Genomic DNA, 19,767 nt, shown 5'->3' on the forward strand with positions numbered 1-19,767 from the left:
CGATGTCACGGGCGCCTTTTCGATCTTCGACCTAATATCAGTTAAGAATGCGAACGACCGTGTGTGTCTGCGGATCTACGATAACGCGTTGCTGGTTGACCACCGCATAGGCATAGGTCGGATCTTCCGGCACAGGCGTCAACACCACCTGCTGCGGAATGGGGCGACCGACCACCACCTGTTCCTGGACGACGACCGACTGTGCCGGCATCGGCTGGGTCTCTACGTAACGCACCACGCGTTCCGGCGGCGGGTCGATTGCCGTGCCGGCTGCAGCGCCAACGATGCCGCCAACCGCAGCGCCGACCGGGCCGCCGACGATTGCGCCGGTGACGGCACCACCGACGGCACCGTTTACAGTGCTCTGCTGGGCCAGGGCACCGGTGGCGAAGGCTGCAATGGCAGCGGATACCAGGATCATCTTTTTCATCACAGAACTCCTTGCTTGCGATGGCAGGAAAACGTGAAGCATGCGGAGCCGTTCCCATACGGGACCTTTGCGTTTGAGGATGCGACTTTGGTCCCGACGGACAAATTAGTGGTGATGCGACCCCATTGACGCCGTGAAGCCGAGCCTTAATTATCTTCTTCTGATGCAGCCACCGAGGCTTTCGTGCGCCTACCCAACGTTATTGCTTTTTGGACCGGACAGTCGCTCGCCCGCCAGTTTCTGCTTGCCGGCGGGTTAATCTCGATCATCGCGACATTGATCGTGGGTACTTTCGTTGCCAGCCTCATCGAAGAGGCCGTAACGCGGAACTCCGCCGCATCGACTGCTCTTTACGTCGACAGCATCATCGCTCCGATTTTGCCGGACATGACGACCACGGAAAAGCTCGATGAGTCGATAGAACGCGTGCTCGACGAGACACTGTCACAGGGAGCGCTCGGTCAACGCCTCATTTCCTTCCGCCTATGGCGCAAGGACGGCACGATCCTGTACGCCAATGACAAGACGCTGATGGGGAAAAAACTTGCTCCAAGCGAAGACCTGAAGGCGGCGTTTTCCGGTAAGATGGTGTCAGAATTCAACCAGATCGATCCGGAGGAAGCGGAAGCGCTGGGTAATCAGACGCGACCACTCCTCGAAATCTATAATCCCGTGCTGCAGCCATGGTCAGGCGAAGTCGTGGCGGTATCGGAATTCTATGAAGTGGCAACCGATTTCGAGCGCAGCCTCCAGAGCGCAAGACTACGTGCCTGGCTGGCGGTCATTGCGGTGATCGCGGCAATCTTCTCGCTGCTGTCGCTGATCGTCTTTCGCGGCAGCCGGCTCATCGAGCTGCAGCGCGGCCTTCTCAATGCCCGGGTCGGTGAGCTTTCGCATCTTCTCAAGCAGAACCGGGAACTGCACTCGCGCGTTCAAAAGGCAAGCCAGCAAACGACCGCCATTAACGAACGTTTTCTCAGGCGGCTTGGAGCCGATCTCCACGACGGGCCGGCGCAGCTTATTGCCTATGCATCCCTGCGGATCGATAGCCCCGCCATTCTCGGCGCCCAGGCACTTCGCGAAACGCGCAAGGCAGAGGTCACCTCGATCAAGAAGAGCCTTCAGGAAGCGATGCGGGAAATCCGCAGCATTTGTCACGATCTCATCCTTCCGGAGATCGAGACCGCGAACTTCCAGAATGTGATCCTGCAGGCCGTTCAGCGCCACCGGGAACGGACCGGCGTTCCGATTGCCCTTACAATGGCCGCAGTCGAGTGGCAGCCAAGCCCTGCGGAAAAAATCTGCGTCTACCGCTTTGTTCAGGAGACGCTTAATAATGGCTGGCGGCATGCGGGAGGATCGGGCCAGAAAGTGCTGCAACGTTTAGAAGAGGATTGCGTTGTGGTGGATGTCATCGACACCGGCCCCGGTTTCGATCCGACACAGATCAAGCCGACGAGCCTTGGCATCGCCGGTCTGAGGGAGCGGATCGAGAGCCTCGGAGGACGGTTCAACATCGTTTCGAATAGCAGTGGTACGACAGTGACGATGACTTTGAAGATTTGCGAAACGGAGAAAACTTGATGACGGATCTGCGGGTTGCCGTATGCGACGATCACCCTCTTTTCAGGGAAGGCGTTGCGCGCACATTGACCGAACTCGGCTTCGACATCGTGGCTGAGGGGGGAAGCCGCGACGATGCAATCGAAATCGCCCAGCGGCATCAGCCCGACATTCTGCTGATGGATATCTCGATGCCGGGTGGCGGCCTTGGTGCAATCGGCCCCATCCTTGCCGAGCGGCCCGACCAGAACATCGTGATGCTGACGGTATCGGAAACCAGCGATGATATCCGCCAGGCGCTACAGGACGGCGCAAAGGGTTATGTGCTCAAAGGGATCGGATCAGGCTCGCTTGCGGAAATCCTCCGCTCGGTTGCCGCCGGTGAAGGATATGTGGCGCCGGCGCTTTCCGCCAAGCTCCTTGCAGAGCCGCCGGCATCAGCCAACGAGGACAGCCTCTCCGTCGCCATGCGCGATCTGACGATACGCGAACGCGAGGTCTTGGGTCTCGCGGCCGAAGGCCTAAGCAATAAGGCAATCGCCATCGAACTCGACCTGCACGAGAAGACGGTCAAGCATCACATGACGCGCATCTTCGCCAAGCTGAACGTGACCAACAGAACCGCCGCGGCAATCGCCTGGAATGAGGCGGCACGGGAAATCTCCGGGCGTACGCTCTCCTCGTAGGCGAAACCAGCAATCCGGCTGGCCGTCTGGAAATGATGGCTCGCAGCTCACTCACTTTATCAATGAGCGCAATCTGTCGAGATCGGATTTCGTGGCGGCGCGATTGACGATCGTCCTGCCACTTCGATCGCGCATGACATAACGGCCTCGATCATTCACCTCTTCGGCAATACCGCTGCCGTGCCTCACCCTGATGCCACGATTGTCGACATTGACGGCGTCTTTTTGAGAGCGGCTATCCGTTGTTCTCGTCTCGGCCGCGGTATCGGTGCTGCGATCGCGATTGCCCCGGCCACCATTACCCTCTCGGCTCTCAGCCCCACCGCTCCTGCCGGAATTGCCGCCGCCTTCACGGCCGCCTCCGCCTCCTCCGTTTCCACCACCCTGTCCGCCATTACGTGCCATCGCGGACTTCGCGCCAAACGACACAACATCCGGGAGAAAGGCAAGCATCAGGCCTGAAATGATCTGTCGGCGGGAGCGAATGGCAACCTCCATCGGACAAGCGTCAGTAACTGCACCCTACTAGCATTCAACATTTGAGCCCAGCCATAGTTCCGCCATGAGACCTTTGCGAATGCCCGAATTGGACCATGGTCCAACAATGTTTACAGATATCGCGTTTCAATCAACTGCATTCCCGCCCCCGCCCCGCTCCTTTTCAAAAAGCGACCATGCCGCAATGAAGAGCGCTGCAATCAGCGGGCCGATGACAAAACCGTTGACGCCGAAAAGAGAAATCCCGCCAACAGTCGAGATCAGCACGACATAGTCCGGAAGCTTCGTTTCCTTGCCGACAAGCGGCGGCCGAAGGATATTGTCGATGAGACCGATCACGAACACACCGACTGCAACGATGACAGCAGCCTTCAAAACCTCGCCCGTGACGGCAAGATAGATCGCCGTCGGCACCCAGACGAGCGCAGCGCCAACGGCAGGCACCAGCGACAAGATGACCATCAGGACGCCCCAGAGAAGTGCCGGCTGCACGCCCAGCAACCAAAAGGTAACGCCTCCAATGACGCCTTGAATGATGGCGATGATGATATTGCCCCGAACCGTCGCCCGCACGACCGAGGCAAATTTTGCCATGAACTGCGTCGTGTGCTCATCGCTCAGAGGTGCCGCGCTTCGGACTGCAGCCGCAAGCGAGCGTCCATCACGAAACAGGAAGAAAAGCAGATAGAGCATCAGACCAAAGGCAATGAAAAACTCTGCGGTGCTCTGGCCAAAATTCAATGCCCGCCCAGCAAAGAAGCTTCCGCCTTGCATGAGCGATGACGAAAAGCGATCGCGCAGGGCGGCGAAGCCGCCGGTCTCGATGGTCTGCAGCCAGTCCTGCATGAAGGCGGGAAGAGCCGTCACGACCTCGTTGAGCATCCGGTTGAGATCGATCTGTCCGCTCGAGACCCTCTGATAGAGACCGGTTCCCTCCTGAATGAGCGAAGCCAGGATGGCCAGACCCGGCAGGATCACGAGGCAGAGGCAGATCAGCACGGAGAGAACGGCGGCACTATTACGCCGCCCGCCAAGTGCTTCTTCCAGCTTGGCATAGAGCGGGAAGAAGATGATGGCGAAGACCACCGCCCAGAAAACCGCCGAATAGAACGGGATGAGGATTGCGATGAATGCCAGCGTCACAAGGACAAGCAGAATATAAAAGCTGACACGCTGAACCACGAATATCCCATCCTGCATCTGAACGTTTTTCCGCAGACAGAGATAATGCGTAAAACCGATCCGTCTACAGATCTTACTCTGCAGACGGACCGCTCACAGGTCTTTTACATTTCTACAGCCGCAACATTTGCGGCCATCATCAGGCCTGAGTGTAGGCAGTCTTCACCACGGTAAAGAATTCGGCGGCATATTTGCCCTGCTCGCGCGAACCAAACGACGAAGCCTTGCGTCCGCCGAAGGGCACGTGGAAATCGACACCCGCCGTCGGCAGGTTGACCATCACCATACCGGCTTCCGAGTTGCGCTTGAAATGCGTCGCATATTTCAGGCTCGTCGTCGCAATACCGGCCGAGAGACCGAAAGGCGTGTCATTGGCCATGGCCAGCGCCTCGTCATAACCCTTGACGCGAATGAGGCTGACGACCGGTCCGAAAATTTCCTCGCGGCTGATGCGCATATGGTTGGTCGCTTCGGTAAACAGCGTCGGCTGCAGGAAGAAACCGGGCGTGTCACGCTCCAGACGCTCGCCGCCGAAAGCTAGCTTGGCACCTTCCTTGACGCCGATCTCGATATAGTCGGTGTCCTGCTTCAGCTGACGCACGTCGACAACCGGGCCGATATGGGTTTCGGGCCTCAGCGCATGCCCTACCTGAATGCTCTTCATCCGTTCGGTCAGAGCCTCGACGAACTTGTCGTGGATGCCTTCGGTGACGATCAGGCGGGAAGACGCCGTGCAGCGCTGGCCGGTCGAGAAGAAGCCGGAATTTGCCGCAGCTTCCACGGCGACTCCAAGATCGGCATCATCGAGAACGATCATCGGGTTCTTGCCGCCCATTTCCAGCTGGAACTTACGGTTATGCTCGATCGAGGCCGCCGCCACACGCTTGCCCGTCCCTGTAGAGCCGGTGAAAGTGATGCCGGCAATATCCGGGCTGTCGAGCATCGTCTGGCCGACAACCGAACCCGGTCCCATCACCAGATTGAGCACGCCCTTGGGAAGGCCGGCGCGATGCAGGATGTCGACGATCGCCCAGGAGCAGCCGGGCACGAGTTCTGCCGGCTTGAAGACCACCGTGTTGCCGTAGCAGAGCGCCGGCGCGATCTTCCAGGCGGGAATGGCAATCGGAAAATTCCACGGGGTGATGATGCCGATGACGCCGAGCGGTTCGCGCGTGATCTCGACCCCGATGCCGGGCCGTGCCGATGGCAGGACTTCGCCAGCCAGCCTCAGCGTCTCACCGGCAAAGAAGTCGAAGATCTGAGCGGCACGCGTGACTTCGCCGATCCCCTCAGCCAGCGTCTTGCCTTCCTCGCGGGAGAGAAGCGTGCCGAGTTCCTGCTTGCGCGCCAGGATTTCGTCGGCGGTCTTTTTCAGGATCGCATGACGCTCCAGAATTCCGGACCGGGACCATGCGGGAAAGGCAGCCTTTGCTGCAGCAATCGCCTGGCTGACGTCATCGGCCGTTGCCTGCGCGTAAAGCCCGACAATGTCATTGGTATCGGACGGATTGACGTTTTCCGAGCCGGTGCTGCCGACCCACTCGCCGGCAATAAGATTTTGATGGATGGTCATGCTTTTTCCTTCCCAAGCGGCTTTTCAATCCAGCGGATATGGCCGCAACATATGAATGGAGGGCATTCTTGAGGCGATGTTATCAATTGTCGTCGGGATGACCAGCGCCGGCGAATGCCCCGCCCTGGTAGATCACCATAGGGTCGTTCGGATCTTGCTCGCCGGTCGCAGCCTCGACTTCGGCGCGCCACTTTTCCGAACTGTCCTGCGGCTCCCAGCCGAGAAAATCGACGTTGCTATTGTCCCACCACGTCTGCTGGTTCGCGGATGCGCCATAGACGATCGTGTGCGCCAGTTTCGGGGTGAGGAACGCTCTCTCGCACAAGGAAACGAAATCGCGATAACTCAGCCAGCTTGCCATCATGCGCGGATTGAGCGGCCTGTCGAAGCAGGAGCCGATGCGCAATGACAGCGTCTCCTGCCCGAACTTGTCGTAATACATGCTGGCGACAGCCTCGCCGAAAACCTTGGAAACGCCATAGAGTGAATCGGGACGCGGGTAGACCGTGTTGTCGATCTTTTCATCCTGGCGGTAGTAGCCGACGACGTGGTTGGAACTGGCAAACACGATGCGCGGTTTGCCCTGATGCCGGGCGGCCTCATATAGGTTGTAGAGACCGATAATATTGCCCTGAAGAACAATATCGAAGGACCGCTCGACGGATACTCCGCCAAGATGAATGACGCCGTCCACGCCTTCAAGGAGTCGCAAAACCCCTTGGGCATCAGCTAGATTGCATCTGACGAATGTTTCCTTTGGTCCGAGGTCAAAGACGTCACCAAGGTCTGACAATACGACCTTTTCCGCCAACTGCGACAGCAGCGGGCGGATGTTCTGACCGACACCGCCCGCGGCGCCCGTCAGCAACAATTTCTTCAGCATATATCCTCCCCAGGACAGGCATCACCGACACTTTATCGGCGTTGTCATACATGACAGCCAAATAGATACTACAAGTGGGAGGTATGGCGTCAACAAGTTTATCATTGACGCCTTAAATTCATGCGGAGACCAAGCTTGCCGCCCTACCAGAGATCGGCATGGCGGTTGACGTCCTTGTAGAGGAGATAACGGAAGCGGCCGGGACCACCTGCGTAACATGCCTGCGGGCAGAATGACCTGAGCCACATGTAGTCTCCGGCCTCGACCTCCACCCAATCCTGATTGAGGCGATAGACCGCCTTGCCTTCCAGAACATAGAGACCGTGTTCCATGATATGGGTCTCCATGAACGGGATGACTGCACCGGGCTCGAATGTGACGATGTTCAGGTGCATGTCGTATCGAACATCCGAAGGATCGATGAAACGCGTCGTCGCCCAGCGGCCGTCGGTATCCGGCATGGGATCCATGACGCATTCGCCCTCATGCGTGAATATCGCCGGGGGCGCCTCCAGACCTTCCACGACCTTGAATGCCTTGCGCACCCAATGAAAACGGCAGGGCTTGTCGCCTTCGCCACGCAGGGTCCATTTCGAACCGGCAGGAAGATAGGCGAACGATCCCTCGCGCAGACGATGCGAGGCGCCCTCAAGCTCTATAGTCAGATCGCCGGTCACCACGAATATGGCTGCCGAGGCCCGGATATCCGGCTCCGGCTTGTTACTGCCGCCACCCGGCAAAACCTCGATGATATATTGCGAGAATGTCTCGGCAAAACCGGACAGCGGACGACTGATGATCCACGCCCGCGTCTTTTCCCAATGCGGCAGAACGCTGGTGACGATGTCGCTCATCACCGTCTTCGGAATGACCGCGTAGGCAGTGGTGAAAACGGCCTTGCTGGAGAGAAGTTGCGTCTGAGGCGGCAGTCCGCCCACCGCACTGAAATACTTGCTGTCAGTCATGTCTGTTCCCTGATTATGCTGACTACGGTTTAAGCGCACCTCCCCGATTCATCAATCGGCAAACCACCGCCCCTTCGCGCTTGCTAAGAGGTTGCCAGGTCCGAAACAGCATCTCAGGCGGGCTGAACAAGATTGGCCATGAGCCGGAAGGCGCCCGGAACAAGGCGATCCATCTGGTGATGCAAGGTCAGACTGACATGCGTGTGCCTGCCCTTGCCAATCTCGGCGGAAAGCAGCGCGCCTTTCAGTGGTTGTTCATTGACATCATGCATGGAGAGAAGCGGCTCGTAACACTCGTCCCAGCTCGACGCAAAATAGAGACCGCGCTCCTTGTTCCATCCCTCCCAATCTTCAGGGTGGATGAGGTTCGGGCCGGAGAGCAGCAAATGGTCAGGCGAAAGCACCGTAACTTCGGCGCAGGGGTCGGTAACCCGCCAACGGACGGAAGGAGATCCGATCTGCAGACGACGAACCGGTGTCTCATCAGGATGCCAGCCGTCAGATGGACGATGGTACAGCGTAACCAGGTGCCCACCGTTTTCCACGAACTGATGCAGCCGCTGCGTTATCGCTGCCAGATCCTTGCGAAGGCCGAAGGCAAATATGCCGACGACGATTGTGGTGAATTGCGAAAGATCTCCCGCAAGACCGACGGCATCGAGGTCGACTACATCAAGTCCCATGCGGGCTAGCCAGAGACCAACCTTGTCAGCGCCACCACCGACATAGGCAATGCGGGCACCTTCGGGAAGTCGCAAGTCCAACGCCAGTATATTGAGCGCCGCAGGTCGGCGGAATTCCGCCCGGCCGATATGCGGATAGGACATGGACTCGACCTCGAATGCCGAATGACCGCCAACGCTAACCCCGACACTGGTAAAGCCAGGTGCAATTCTCTCCGGGGCCGTCAGGGTCCAATCTTCGCCAGAAGCCACCATAGCCCAGCCGGCAGGTGAATCGAACGAAAGCGTTGCCGCTTCCCCTGTCAAATCAGCCTTGACCTGCCATCCCCGGCATCGCGTGTCGAGTGGTACAAGCAGGGCATCCGGGCGAAGCTTTATCGCCTGCGCAGCAGAAACGGTAAACGGCTCCTCCAGATCAAACACCCCGGTAACGCTACGCCCCTCTATCTCTGCAGAAGCCCGAACAGAAGCATGACCGTTGCCTCCAAGGCATGACCAATCAGGCAGAAATTGATCGGAAAGCCTGACATTGGCGGATGCGGTCAGCAGAAAAGTTCGCGATGAGCCATATGATGTGTGTTCCGCGCTCACGCCGGATGGCAGGACAAGCGAGATATCGACATTGTGTCTGCGAGCCCCTTCCCCCAGTTCCGCGGTCAGCACCGTGCTTCCACCCGGAGCAATGGAAGGGTGACCGACAGACACAAATTCGAATATGGAGGCCGCCTCCAGGATCGCGGCGTCTATCTCGATGCGTTTGCGTTCGATGCGATGGCTGTGCAATGCCAGAAACTCTTCGGAAGCATTCGCGACGACGTTCTCGAGGTGCCCGGCCGCATGTGTCAACATGGAAACGATGGTTTCACGATGTGGGAAAGCCTCGATGGCTGCGGCTATTGCAGTGTCCGCGGAAATGAGCGCCGCCGCGACCTCGTCCGGCAGGTCAGGAAACGCCGCAAGCTGCTCAAGGGAATTTGGCAATCCATCGGAAATGAATCGCTCTTCGCTAGCGGCAATCGAAGTCAGCTTGAGGTGTAGTGGCCAGACTGATTTTGCCTGCATCGGCCAGTCGCCCATGCCCTGCGACGCGTGAAAATAACGTGACCACTCGCCGATCCGGCCATATTCCGCACCGGTAGCCTTATCGCGACTGCAAGCCTCCACAGTAATGGTCGCATCAGGTGGCGGCAGCGCATCGTCATATGTCCCGCCCCCGCCGGACCAGGCTGGCAGATAGTATTTGGCAACCCTCCAGGGTTTTAGGCCTTCAGCGATATGTTCGGGAAACGCAGTCGCATGTGCAGCAAGCACAATGGCGGCCTCGGCTGCGCGGGTCATTGCCCTGTGGTGGCCGTGCTGTCCCGGTACGTCGAGAAAAGTCGGGATGACGATATCCGGCCTCTCTTTGCGATAAGCTCGCACCAGGCGCTCGACGATACGCGCCTCACCCCAACGGGCAAAGGTCGCATCCCCGTCCTTGGAAAATCCAAAATCGTGGATTGCATCGTCCGGACCATGCCCAAGCCAAGCGACATCCGCATCAATGATCCGGGCCGCCTCCTCCATCTCGCGCGAGCGCAGGACACCGAGAGCACCATGTCGCTCAGGGCCGAGTGCATTCTGCCCTCCCTCGCCACGCGTCGAGCAGGCAACGATCACCCGCGTGCCATGTTCGAGCCGCAAAAAGGCGAGCAGGCCGTTCTGCTCATCGTCAGGATGGGCGCCGGTATTCATCACCGTGACAGTCGATTTCAACCGGGAAAGCTTGCGGTGGAGCCGGACCAGAGCGGGAGCGCCCATCTGTTTTTCGATACGTTCGCGCGCGCTCAGCATTGGGCTATCACCTCATTATATGTTCAGGCTGAAATCGTGTTTCCGGGCGAAATCTCGAGTTTCGGTGTGACGATGTCGAACAGGGGAATGGCTGCGGCGCCGAGAGCCGCGGTCAATTGCCCGGTCTTTCCGCGGATAACGCGCGGCAGTTCGCGCTGCCTGCGGCTGGCGACGGATGTCGGAAGCGACCCCATGCGAACCACGATCTCGTCGATGATCGCATCCGGCAAAGCCCCCCCCAGAATGACGGTCTGCGGATCGAGAATGTTTTCCAGCATGGCAACCATCGGACCGAAATAGGTGGCTGCGTCCTCTATCCATGCCATGAGGGTCGGATGGCCTTCCGCGTGCAGTCGTTCAAGGTCGGAGAATTCGCTATCAGCGATCCCGACCGCAGCCAGCTGCTGCTTGAGCACATAGACCGAGGCATAGGCTTCAAGACAACCATACTGGCCGCAGGACGGGCACAGCCGCCCTTTCGGCACAACGGTCACGTGACCGATTTCTCCGGCATTGCCAAAGGCGCCACGATAAGGCGCACCGTCCTGGATGATGCCAAGACCGAGGCCAACACCGAAATAGATCATGCAGAAATTGGAAATCGAGAGACCGGATCCGAACAGCCGTTCGCCGACTGCTGCAGCCGTCGCATCATTCTCCACCACAACGGCATGGCCGCAAGCTTGGCTAAGCGCCTCAGCGGCATCGACACCTGCCCAACCTGAAAGCGTGGTCGGCCCGACGGAAGTCATGCCGTCGATCTCGAAGGGACCAGGCATGACCGCACCGACACCAAGTAATTTGCTGCCAAGCGATCCTGCCAACCCAGAGAACTCTCGCGAGAAGGCAGATGTGATGGAGCCGGGCGTCGTATCCTTGAGTGGCGCAATTCGCTGTCCGCGGAGCCGGCCGGCAAAATCGAGCGCGACCGTTACCATATGGTCTGCCGCGATCTCCACACCAATCGTAACACCACCCTCCGGATTGACCGCGAACTGGATTGGCGGCTGACCTCGACCAGAACGCAGCCGGCCGGTCTCCATCAGAAGGCCCTCGCCCATCAGCTCATCGACTATGTTAGCGACAGCCTGCGGCGTCAGTTGCGTAAGTTTGGCGATGTGAGCACGACCAAGCGAGCCGTGACGACGCACAATATCGAGCACCACCCGGCGATTGTGATCGCGGCTTCGCTCGGGATTTTTCCCGATGGCCACTGGATGAGCGCCGATCGTGTGAATCGTCATTTCTGCAACCTCTTCCGCTTTCAAACCACAGGATCCCCGCCGACGCCACCGCAAATACAATAACTCAAGTAAATTATCTTATTGACAAACCCAGCCGCTCAGGGAAGCTTTACGGCAGCCGGGGCAGTCCCCCGCGATACAGGATGACCTGTTGGATCCGTCCGCACAGATGACAACGCATCGGCCGTAACGCGGCCGAATGCAGGGAACAATCAAACCCCGAAAACCGGAAGAACCGGTGGGGTAAATGGAGGCTCACATGCGCAAGTCAGTTCTGCTGGCCGGGCTCGTTGCCGGATTCAGCACTTTCGCGTTCAACGCGGCACAGGCAGTGGAAATCGAATACTGGCAGTATGTTTTCGAGACACGCGTAAAGGCGATGGATCAGCTGATCGCCGACTTCCAGACGAAAAATCCGGATATCACCGTCAAGCAAGTCACCTTTCCCTATGCCGACTACCAGACGCGCGTTATTGCCGCCAACATGGCCGGCAATGGCCCGGATGTGATGCAGCTTTTCTATGGCTGGCTCGACAAGTTCGTGGTCGGCGGCATTCTTCAGCCGCTGCCGACAGATACGTTCCCGCATGACAAGATCGAGAAGGATTTCTTCCCGATCGTCAGCGCGATGAAGCGCGACGACAACTATTACGGCCTGCCGACAGCGGTCCGTTCGCTTGCCCTATTCTACAACAAGAAGCTCTTTACCGAAGCAGGCCTTGATCCAAACAAGCCGCCGCAAACGGCAGATGAATTTGTTGCCGCGGCCGAAAAGATCGCCAAGCACGATGCAGCCGGCAACGTCACCACAGCAGGCTCGACACTGGACATGGCCGGCCAGGATCACCAGTGGTGGCGCGAAGTGCTGGTCCGTCAGTTCGGTGGAGAACCTTATACCGACAACGACACAAAGGTCGCCTACAACAGCGATGCAGGTGTTCAGGCGCTGAAATTCTACACCAGCTTGCAAACGGAAAAGAAGATCGGCGCGGCTGGCTTTATGGACGAGGGGCAGGCCGCGTTCCGAGCCGGCAAGGCCGGTATGACGATCGACGGAACCTTCCGTCTTGGCGCCTTCTCGACGATCAAGGATTTCGAGTGGGGCGTGACCGAACTGCCGGCCAACAAGGACGGTTTGCGTTCCAACTATGCCAGCTATTTCGCCAATGGCATCGGCGCCAAGACGAGCGGGGAAGAGCTGGAAGCCTCGAAAAAATTCCTCACCTATCTCACCTCGCCGGAAGCGATGGCCATCTGGCTAAAGGTTGTCGGCGAACTGCCGGCCCTGCGCTCGGCGGCCTTGACGGACGCCAACCTCAAGGACCCGATCTACGGACCGTTCCTGAAGGGGCTGGATTACGCTCATACGACGATGTTCAAAGATGAGCTAGGCCAACGCCAGAACGCCATCGACATGGTCAACCGCGTTCTCCTCGAAGGGCAATCGCCCGAGGATTCTCTCAAGCAGGCGGCAGAAGCCGAGCAGGAAATGATCGACGCGGCAATGCCATAAGCGCCGATCAGAGAAAGCGGAGTTGATGATGGATACGGACAATCTGCAGGGGGCGGCGAGCGGCCGCCCCGGCGGGACTGCGGCGGCCATGCCGGCAGACCGCCTCTCGATGCGCACCAAAAGGCTGCTCTGGGTATGGGGATTTCTGGCAATCCCTGTCCTGTTTTACGCCGTCATCCGCTTTTATCCGACATTTCAGGCCTTCTACCTGTCGATGACCAATTGGGATCTCGTGCGGCCGGCAAAATTTGTCGGCTTTGCCAACTACGTCAAGCTGTTCAAGGATCCGCAATTCTGGAAGGTGTTTCGCAACACCTTCACCTATCTCATCATCGGCACGCCACTCAGCCTGCTGATTGCGTTCACGGTCGCGTTCTTCCTCGACCGGGTGCGGTTCATGCACAATTTCATCCGGGCTCTGTATTTCCTGCCTTACCTGACCACCGCCGCGGCCATGGCCTGGGTATGGCGCTGGTTTTACCAGCCTCCACCGATCGGCGTGATCAACGACGTGCTAGCGCTGATCGGAATTCCGCAACAGCCCTTCATCCGATCGACCGACCAGGCGCTGTTCTCCATCATGGTCACGGCGATCTGGGCCGGTCTCGGTTTCCAGGTCATCATCTTCATGGCCGGACTGCGCGCCATTCCGACAACCTTCTACGAAGCAGCCCGGATCGATGGCCTCGGTGAATGGGCGATCCTGCGTAAGATCACCCTGCCGCTTCTGAAACCCACCACCGTTTTCCTCGTGGTCTTTTCCTCGATCGCATTCCTGCGGATTTTCGATCAGGTCTACAACATGACCACGAACGATCCCGGCGGTCCGCTCGGCTCGACCAAGCCGCTGGTACTGATGATCTATCAGACTGCCTTCGGCTCCTACGCCATGGGTTATGCGGCTGCACAAACGGTCGTACTTTTCACCATTCTGCTGATCGTGTCGCTTCTGCAGCTCTGGATTCTGAGGGAAAAGAAATGACCGACACGCCAGCACTTTCCCACGCCAATATCCGCCCAGGACGGATCATCATCTGGACGCTGCTCTTCATTGGCGGGCTGATCATGATCTCGCCGCTCCTGTTCATGTTTTCGACCTCGCTCAAAACCGCCGATCAGGTCTATGATCTTCGTCTGATCCCGGCAGCACCGACACTGGCCAACTACATCTCGGTTCTGGCCGATGGCCGGTTCATGCGGTGGTTCCTCAATTCCATGTTTGTGGCTGTCACCGTCACCATTTCCAACTGCTTCTTCGACAGTCTTGTCGGCTACACGCTTGCAAAATTCGAGTTTCGTGGCCGTTATTTCGTCTTCATCGCTATTCTTTCGACGTTGATGATCCCAACCGAGATGCTGGTGATCCCGTGGTACCTGATGTCCAGCCAGCTCGGCTGGCTGGACAGCTACTGGGGCATCATGTTTCCCGGCATGATGACCGCCTTCGGCACCTTCCTGATGAAGCAGTTCTTCGAGACCGTTCCCAATGATTTCATCGAGGCTGCGCGCGTCGACGGCCTCAATGAATTCCAGATCTGGTGGAAAGTGGCGATGCCTCTGGTGACGCCGGCACTCTCCGCACTTGCCATCTTCACCTTCCTCGGCAACTGGACCGCCTTCTTCTGGCCGTTGATCGTCACCACCAGCAAGGAACTCTATACTCTGCCGGTCGGCCTCTCGAGCTTCGCCGTCGAACAGTCCATCCAGTGGGAAATGATCATGACGGGTGCTGCGATCGCCACCCTTCCCACCCTCATCGTCTTCCTCGTCCTGCAGCGCTACATCGTCCGCGGTGTGATGCTCGCCGGCCTGAAAGGATAAAGCCATGGCGGACAAAGACCCGCGCCTTTCCGACACCAGCAAGTTTCCCGATCCGGTCTACAAGGAAACGGTACTGCGTCCGCTCTTCGATGGCGCCCGGAACCATCATGTCGACGGCTTTCGTCGCATCGATCGCGCCCATCTGGTGATGCTTGCCGAAACCGGCATCCTTGATCGAGCAATCACAGCGAAGATCGCTGAAGCCCTTGTTGCAATAGACAAAGAGGTCGACCCGGCGGAGCTGGTCTATACCGGCGAAGTCGAAGACTTCTTCTTCCTGATCGAGAAGGAGCTTAAAGCGCGCATCGGCGTCGATATCGCCGGTCGCCTGCATACTGCCCGCTCGCGCAACGATATCGACCACACGCTCTTCAAAATCGGCCTGAAAGAGAAGATCGACGTGCTGATGTCGAAGGCACGGACACTTCTTGCCGCGATGATCGATGCGGCGGACCGGCAGAAATCGACACTTATCGTTGCCTATACCCACGGCCAGCCGGCGCAGCCGACGACGTTCGGACACTATCTTTCCGCCACAATCGAGGTGCTGATCCGCGATATCGAGCGATTCTCAGACGCACGGCGCATTGTCGATCTGTCGCCCATGGGTGCTGCCGCAATCACCACCTCGGGCTTTCCGATCGACCGGGCGCGGGTAGCGCAACTGCTCGGCTTTTCCGCACCCTTGCGCAACTCCTATTCCTGCATCGCGGCGGTGGACTACACGACATCGACCTATTCGGCGATCGAGCTGATGTTCCTGCATCTGGGACGTGTCATCCAGGATTTCCAGTTCTGGACGAGCTTCGAGGTCGGCCAGATCTACGTGCCGAATTCGCTGGTGCAGATCTCCTCAATCATGCCGCAGAAGCGCAATCCGGTCCCGATCGAGCATCTGCGGCATCTTGCGAGCCAGACCTTCGGTCGTGCCCGAACCGTGCTCGACGTGATGCACAACACGCCGTTCACCGACATGAACGACAGCGAAGGTGAAACCCAGGGCATGGGCTACGAGGCCTTCGCCTCGGCCGCCCGCGTGCTCGATCTTCTGGCCGCATTGATCGCCCAGATCAGCATCGACCCGGAGCGGGTGGACCAGAACATCCGCCGCTCCTGCATCACTATCACCGAGCTTGCCGATTCCCTGGTTCGCATAGAAGGCCTGTCCTTCCGTGAGGCACACGAAATCGCCGCAGCCACGGCCAAAAGCGTCGTCGCGGCGAAGGGCAGCCTGGCGGATGATGGCTACGCTCCGTTCACTGCGGCTTTCGAACATTCCACTGGTCGCAAGCCATCCATTTCCCTCGATAAATTCGAAGAGATCGTCTCGCCGGAACATTTCGTTGCCGTGCGCAGCCGCTTCGGCGGCCCGGCGCCCGAGCCGATGCAGGCAGCGCTTGCCGCCTATCGCGAGCGCCTCTCGTCCTTCGAGACGGAAGCGAAACAGATCGAGCGTGACGAGGCCGCCGCCGCCGCCGAACTTGAAGAGAAATTCGCCGCTCTGATGGGAGACCGCTGATGTCGACGATTGAACTGACAAAACTGATCAAGCGCTACGGCAAGGTCGAAGCAGTCAAGGGCATAGACCTTGTCATCGCCGATGGCGAATTTGTCGTCTTCGTCGGACCGTCCGGCTGCGGCAAGTCGACGACGCTCAGAATGATTGCCGGGCTTGAGGAAATCTCCGACGGCACGCTGAAGATCGGCGACGAAGTGGTCAACGAGCGCGAGCCGAAGCAGCGCAACATCGCCATGGTCTTCCAGAATTACGCGATCTATCCGCATATGACGGTGCGCCAGAATATCGGCTTCGGCCTTTACACCTCCAAACTCGACAAGGCCGAAAAGAACCGGCGGATCGAAGAGGCTGGGCGTATTCTGGGGCTGGAAGCCCTGCTCGATCGCCGCCCTGCGGCACTCTCAGGCGGCCAGCGCCAGCGCGTCGCTATCGGCCGCGCCATGGTACGTAATCCATCTGCCTTTCTCTTCGATGAGCCGCTTTCCAACCTCGATGCACAGCTCCGCTCGCAGATGCGCATCGAGATCAAGCGCCTGCACCAGCGGCTGAAAACAACCACTGTCTACGTGACCCACGACCAGGTCGAGGCAATGACCATGGCCGACCGGATCGTGGTGATGAGAGACGGACATATCCTGCAGGTCGGCACGCCCACAGAGCTTTACGAGAGCCCGGTCGACGTGTTTACCGCCCGCTTCATCGGCAGTCCGTCGATGAACCTGCTACCGATCAGCAAGGGTTCCGCAATGGCCTCAGCCGCAACGGAACGCGACATCCTTATCGGCGTTCGCCCGCATGACCTCATCGCCCGCGCGACGGCATCGGACGAGAAGATGGACCTTAGTTTGACGGGAACGGTTACCGCAGTCGAGCCGCTCGGTCCCGAGACGCTGGTTCATCTGGACATCGATGGTACGACAGTCATCGCCACGGCAAAGGACAAGTTCATGCCGGCGGTGGGCAGCACCCTCACCTGCACGGCCGCACGCGGTAGCCTTTACCTCTTCGACGCCAAGACAGAGAAACTCCTGAGCCGCTCATGATGACCGATACAGACAAGCGGTCCGCGGTGTTGAGCATCGGGCGGATCTATTGCGACCTCATCTTCACCGGTCTCGAGGAGCTTCCTGTGCTCGGGCGCGAGCTCTTTGCCGACGACATGAGGATAGCAGCCGGTGGTGGCGCCTTCATTTCGGCCGCCCATCTCGCTAATGCCGGACGTAAGGCCGCGCTCGTGGCGAGGCTTGGAACCGACGCGCTTTCTTCCGATGCAGGCAGACAAATCCAGGCAAGTGGTGTGGATTTGCGTTTTGTCGAACATTCCGCTGACGCGGGTCCACAGGTGACGGTGGCAGCTGTCATAGACGAGGAACGGGCGTTTCTAACCCGTCGGGCGGGCGCGGCCATGCCTTCAACACTGGGTGAAGCCCTGAACTGGCCTGAAGCGAAGCACCTGCACATCGCCGAATATGCAACGCTGCATGAAATCCCTGCACTTGTCCGTTTGGCAAAAGACAGGGGCCTCAGCGTCTCGCTCGATCCGAGCTGGGACGCTGCACTGATCTATGACAAGGGCCTGCTTCAGGCCTGCACCGGTGTCGATCTTTTTCTGCCCAACCTCGAAGAGGCGGAAGCCATCACGGGCTCGGCCTCTCCGGAAAAAGCGATGCTCATGCTCTCCGCCATTTTTCCACACGTCGCCCTGAAGGCTGGCGCGCAAGGGGCATGGAGCATGTCGGACGGCGTGGTACTTCATGCGGAGGCCGAAGCGGTACCTGTGGTGGACACAACCGGCGCCGGCGATGCATTCAACGCCGGGTTTATCCATGCATGGCTGGACGGCAAACCTCATCTCGCCTGCCTGACAGCCGGCATCCAATCGGGGAGCCTTGCAGTGCAATCGGCAGGCGGCTTCGACATGTCGCTCGGGGAGCCGTAGCGACGAAGTGCGCATCGTAGCCATCTCAGGTGCATGCTACAAAGTTGCTGTTGAAGAGGCACGCTACAGGAGGAAAAAATGGGTGTTCGGGTCAAGGATATCATGACGCGGAACGTGGTCACGGTCTCGCCGGATGCTACGTTGAAAGAGATCGCGGGGCTTCTCGTGAAGCACACCGTCAGCTCTGTCCCCGTCTGCGACGAAGCCGGACGGGTTGTCGGCATCATCAGCGAACGTGATCTTCTGCGCCCCTTTGGCAAGACTATCGCCCAGCGCCGGGACTGGTGGATTTCGGCCCTTGCCCAAGGCAATGATCTTGAGCCCCAGTTCGAAACGCTGATCGGTGTCGACCAGCATCGTGCAGCCCTTTTGATGACACACCCGGTGAGGACGACCGAAGAAGAGACCGAACTCAGCGAGCTCGCCGAAATAATGTCGCAGCATGATATCAAACGCCTACCGGTCCTTCGTGACCAACGCCTCGTCGGCATTGTAAGCCGCGCAGACGTGGTCAGAGCGATTGCAGGTCTTGATGCTGTGTAAGCCAGCGATATTCAGCAGTCATTTTGGCAGACGGTCTGCTGAGCCGCTCAGCGAAACGCACGCAGCCGCTTGATCTCATCGACCAGACGCTGCGGATGATAAGGTTGATCCAGCGGTCCCTGTTCGCAGAGATCGCCGGCGACCTGCGCAGTTTTAATCAGAGATTGCGTCAGAATGATCTCGATATTTAGGTGTCTTGAACGGATATAGGTAGAAAGATCGAAGCCGGTCCCATCCTGCATCTGGGTATCGGAAACAACGACATCGACCTCGTAATGTCCGATCGCGATTTTCGCATCGTCAAAACCGGTCGCCTCGATGACGCTATAGCCGCATTCACGCAGATATTTCGCGATAATCGAGCGCTGCAGGGCATCGCTGCTCGCAACCAGGATCGTCTCGACTTCGTCAGCCTGCATTTCGGTCTGCCTCCATCAGCTTAATCAGAGTTTCACCCACATTCCAAAGTGGCTTTACCACCATGAGTTCAAACAAATGCGGGTCTGTCGGCCGATCGCCACGATCTTCCGACATGATCACTATTTTCATTTCAGAGTGTGCTGACCGCACATAACGCGCCAAATCCAGCCCGTCTGCCTGTCCCGGCATATCAATGTCGGTCACAAGGAGATCAAAGGTCACTCTGTAGCGCAGCAGTTCCATGGCCTCGTCAGCGGAAGATACTTCCACGACTTCCCAGCCCAGCCGCCGCATGCTATCGGCGGCATCAAGGCGAAGGAGAAATTCATCTTCGGCAATGAGAACGCGTGTAACATCTTTCACCGCCCCCACTGACCCGGAAAAAAATGCAGGTAACATTCCGCCTAGCCCTCACGTTCAGGTATCAGAATTCCCGAAACCATCTTTGGTTCCTAAACTTCGCGACCGCGAC

19 protein-coding genes are annotated in these 19,767 nt (G+C 58.5%); 9 read left to right on the forward strand and 10 right to left on the reverse strand.

Going from position 1 to position 19,767, the window contains the following annotated elements; genetic code table 11:
* Positions 1-37: 37 nt before the first annotated feature.
* Entirely contained in the window at positions 38-430 is a 393-nt protein-coding gene (locus tag GGE33_RS17425; RefSeq protein WP_148145031.1) for a DUF1236 domain-containing protein, read from the reverse strand.
* A 183-nt stretch (positions 431-613) separates the two neighbouring features.
* Between GGE33_RS17425 and GGE33_RS17430 the strand changes: the two genes are divergently transcribed.
* Positions 614-2,014 (forward strand): sensor histidine kinase, encoded by a 1,401-nt coding sequence (locus tag GGE33_RS17430; RefSeq protein WP_343062507.1) that lies wholly within the window; start codon positions 614-616, stop codon positions 2,012-2,014.
* Positions 2,011-2,679: a response regulator gene (locus GGE33_RS17435; protein ID WP_183825783.1), complete on the forward strand. Its 669-nt coding sequence runs from the start codon at positions 2,011-2,013 to the stop codon at positions 2,677-2,679. Before GGE33_RS17430 ends, GGE33_RS17435 begins: the two co-directional genes overlap by 4 nt.
* A 51-nt stretch (positions 2,680-2,730) precedes the next feature.
* On the opposite strand, the gene GGE33_RS17440 is transcribed toward GGE33_RS17435, so the two are convergent.
* The 7 genes from GGE33_RS17440 to GGE33_RS17470 form a co-directional block, all read right to left on the reverse strand.
* Positions 2,731-3,084, reverse strand: coding sequence for a hypothetical protein (locus GGE33_RS17440; RefSeq protein ID WP_183825786.1), 354 nt, complete (start codon positions 3,082-3,084; stop codon positions 2,731-2,733).
* 219 nt (positions 3,085-3,303) lie between these two features.
* Positions 3,304-4,377 carry an AI-2E family transporter gene (locus GGE33_RS17445; protein WP_183825789.1) on the reverse strand — a complete coding sequence of 358 codons (1,074 nt, stop codon included), beginning with the start codon at positions 4,375-4,377 and terminating at the stop codon, positions 3,304-3,306.
* Between the two features lie 121 nt (positions 4,378-4,498).
* Complete coding sequence (locus tag GGE33_RS17450) at positions 4,499-5,932, reverse strand: aldehyde dehydrogenase family protein (RefSeq protein WP_183825792.1); 1,434 nt, start codon at positions 5,930-5,932, stop codon at positions 4,499-4,501.
* A gap of 82 nt (positions 5,933-6,014) precedes the next feature.
* Positions 6,015-6,815: an NAD-dependent epimerase/dehydratase family protein gene (locus GGE33_RS17455; protein ID WP_148145037.1), complete on the reverse strand. Its 801-nt coding sequence runs from the start codon at positions 6,813-6,815 to the stop codon at positions 6,015-6,017.
* 143 nt (positions 6,816-6,958) lie between these two features.
* On the reverse strand, positions 6,959-7,780 hold the full coding sequence (locus GGE33_RS17460; protein WP_183825795.1) for a bifunctional allantoicase/(S)-ureidoglycine aminohydrolase: 822 nt from the start codon (positions 7,778-7,780) through the stop codon (positions 6,959-6,961).
* 113 nt (positions 7,781-7,893) lie between these two features.
* Positions 7,894-10,296 (reverse strand): PIG-L family deacetylase, encoded by a 2,403-nt coding sequence (locus GGE33_RS17465; RefSeq protein WP_183825799.1) that lies wholly within the window; start codon positions 10,294-10,296, stop codon positions 7,894-7,896.
* A gap of 23 nt (positions 10,297-10,319) precedes the next feature.
* The gene (locus GGE33_RS17470; protein ID WP_183825802.1) at positions 10,320-11,540 is read right to left on the reverse strand and encodes an ROK family transcriptional regulator; all 1,221 of its coding nucleotides are present in this window, start codon (positions 11,538-11,540) and stop codon (positions 10,320-10,322) included.
* Between the two features lie 247 nt (positions 11,541-11,787).
* Between GGE33_RS17470 and GGE33_RS17475 the strand changes: the two genes are divergently transcribed.
* From GGE33_RS17475 to GGE33_RS17505, 7 genes are all read left to right on the forward strand, one after another.
* Positions 11,788-13,053: a sugar ABC transporter substrate-binding protein gene (locus GGE33_RS17475; RefSeq protein ID WP_183825806.1), complete on the forward strand. Its 1,266-nt coding sequence runs from the start codon at positions 11,788-11,790 to the stop codon at positions 13,051-13,053.
* Between the two features lie 28 nt (positions 13,054-13,081).
* On the forward strand, positions 13,082-14,035 hold the full coding sequence (locus tag GGE33_RS17480; protein ID WP_183825810.1) for a carbohydrate ABC transporter permease: 954 nt from the start codon (positions 13,082-13,084) through the stop codon (positions 14,033-14,035).
* Entirely contained in the window at positions 14,032-14,874 is an 843-nt protein-coding gene (locus tag GGE33_RS17485; RefSeq protein WP_183825813.1) for a carbohydrate ABC transporter permease, read from the forward strand. Before GGE33_RS17480 ends, GGE33_RS17485 begins: the two co-directional genes overlap by 4 nt.
* A gap of 4 nt (positions 14,875-14,878) precedes the next feature.
* A complete protein-coding gene (gene argH, locus GGE33_RS17490) occupies positions 14,879-16,393 on the forward strand; it encodes an argininosuccinate lyase (RefSeq protein ID WP_183825816.1) in 1,515 nt (504 codons plus the stop codon).
* Complete coding sequence (locus GGE33_RS17495; protein WP_183825819.1) at positions 16,393-17,436, forward strand: ABC transporter ATP-binding protein; 1,044 nt, start codon at positions 16,393-16,395, stop codon at positions 17,434-17,436. Before argH ends, GGE33_RS17495 begins: the two co-directional genes overlap by 1 nt.
* Positions 17,433-18,332, forward strand: coding sequence for a carbohydrate kinase family protein (locus GGE33_RS17500; RefSeq protein ID WP_183825822.1), 900 nt, complete (start codon positions 17,433-17,435; stop codon positions 18,330-18,332). Before GGE33_RS17495 ends, GGE33_RS17500 begins: the two co-directional genes overlap by 4 nt.
* A 78-nt stretch (positions 18,333-18,410) precedes the next feature.
* Entirely contained in the window at positions 18,411-18,875 is a 465-nt protein-coding gene (locus GGE33_RS17505; protein ID WP_183825825.1) for a CBS domain-containing protein, read from the forward strand.
* Between the two features lie 47 nt (positions 18,876-18,922).
* Here the strand turns inward: GGE33_RS17505 and GGE33_RS17510 are convergent, their stop codons facing one another.
* Together GGE33_RS17510 and GGE33_RS17515 are read right to left on the reverse strand one after the other, a co-directional pair.
* Positions 18,923-19,294: a response regulator gene (locus GGE33_RS17510; protein WP_183825828.1), complete on the reverse strand. Its 372-nt coding sequence runs from the start codon at positions 19,292-19,294 to the stop codon at positions 18,923-18,925.
* Positions 19,284-19,694, reverse strand: coding sequence for a response regulator (locus tag GGE33_RS17515; RefSeq protein ID WP_183825831.1), 411 nt, complete (start codon positions 19,692-19,694; stop codon positions 19,284-19,286). Before GGE33_RS17515 ends, GGE33_RS17510 begins: the two co-directional genes overlap by 11 nt.
* Between the last annotated feature and the right edge of the window lie 73 nt (positions 19,695-19,767).

The sequence above is a fragment of the Aliirhizobium cellulosilyticum genome (assembly GCF_014198105.1).
Taxonomy (GTDB): domain Bacteria; phylum Pseudomonadota; class Alphaproteobacteria; order Rhizobiales; family Rhizobiaceae; genus Neorhizobium; species Neorhizobium cellulosilyticum.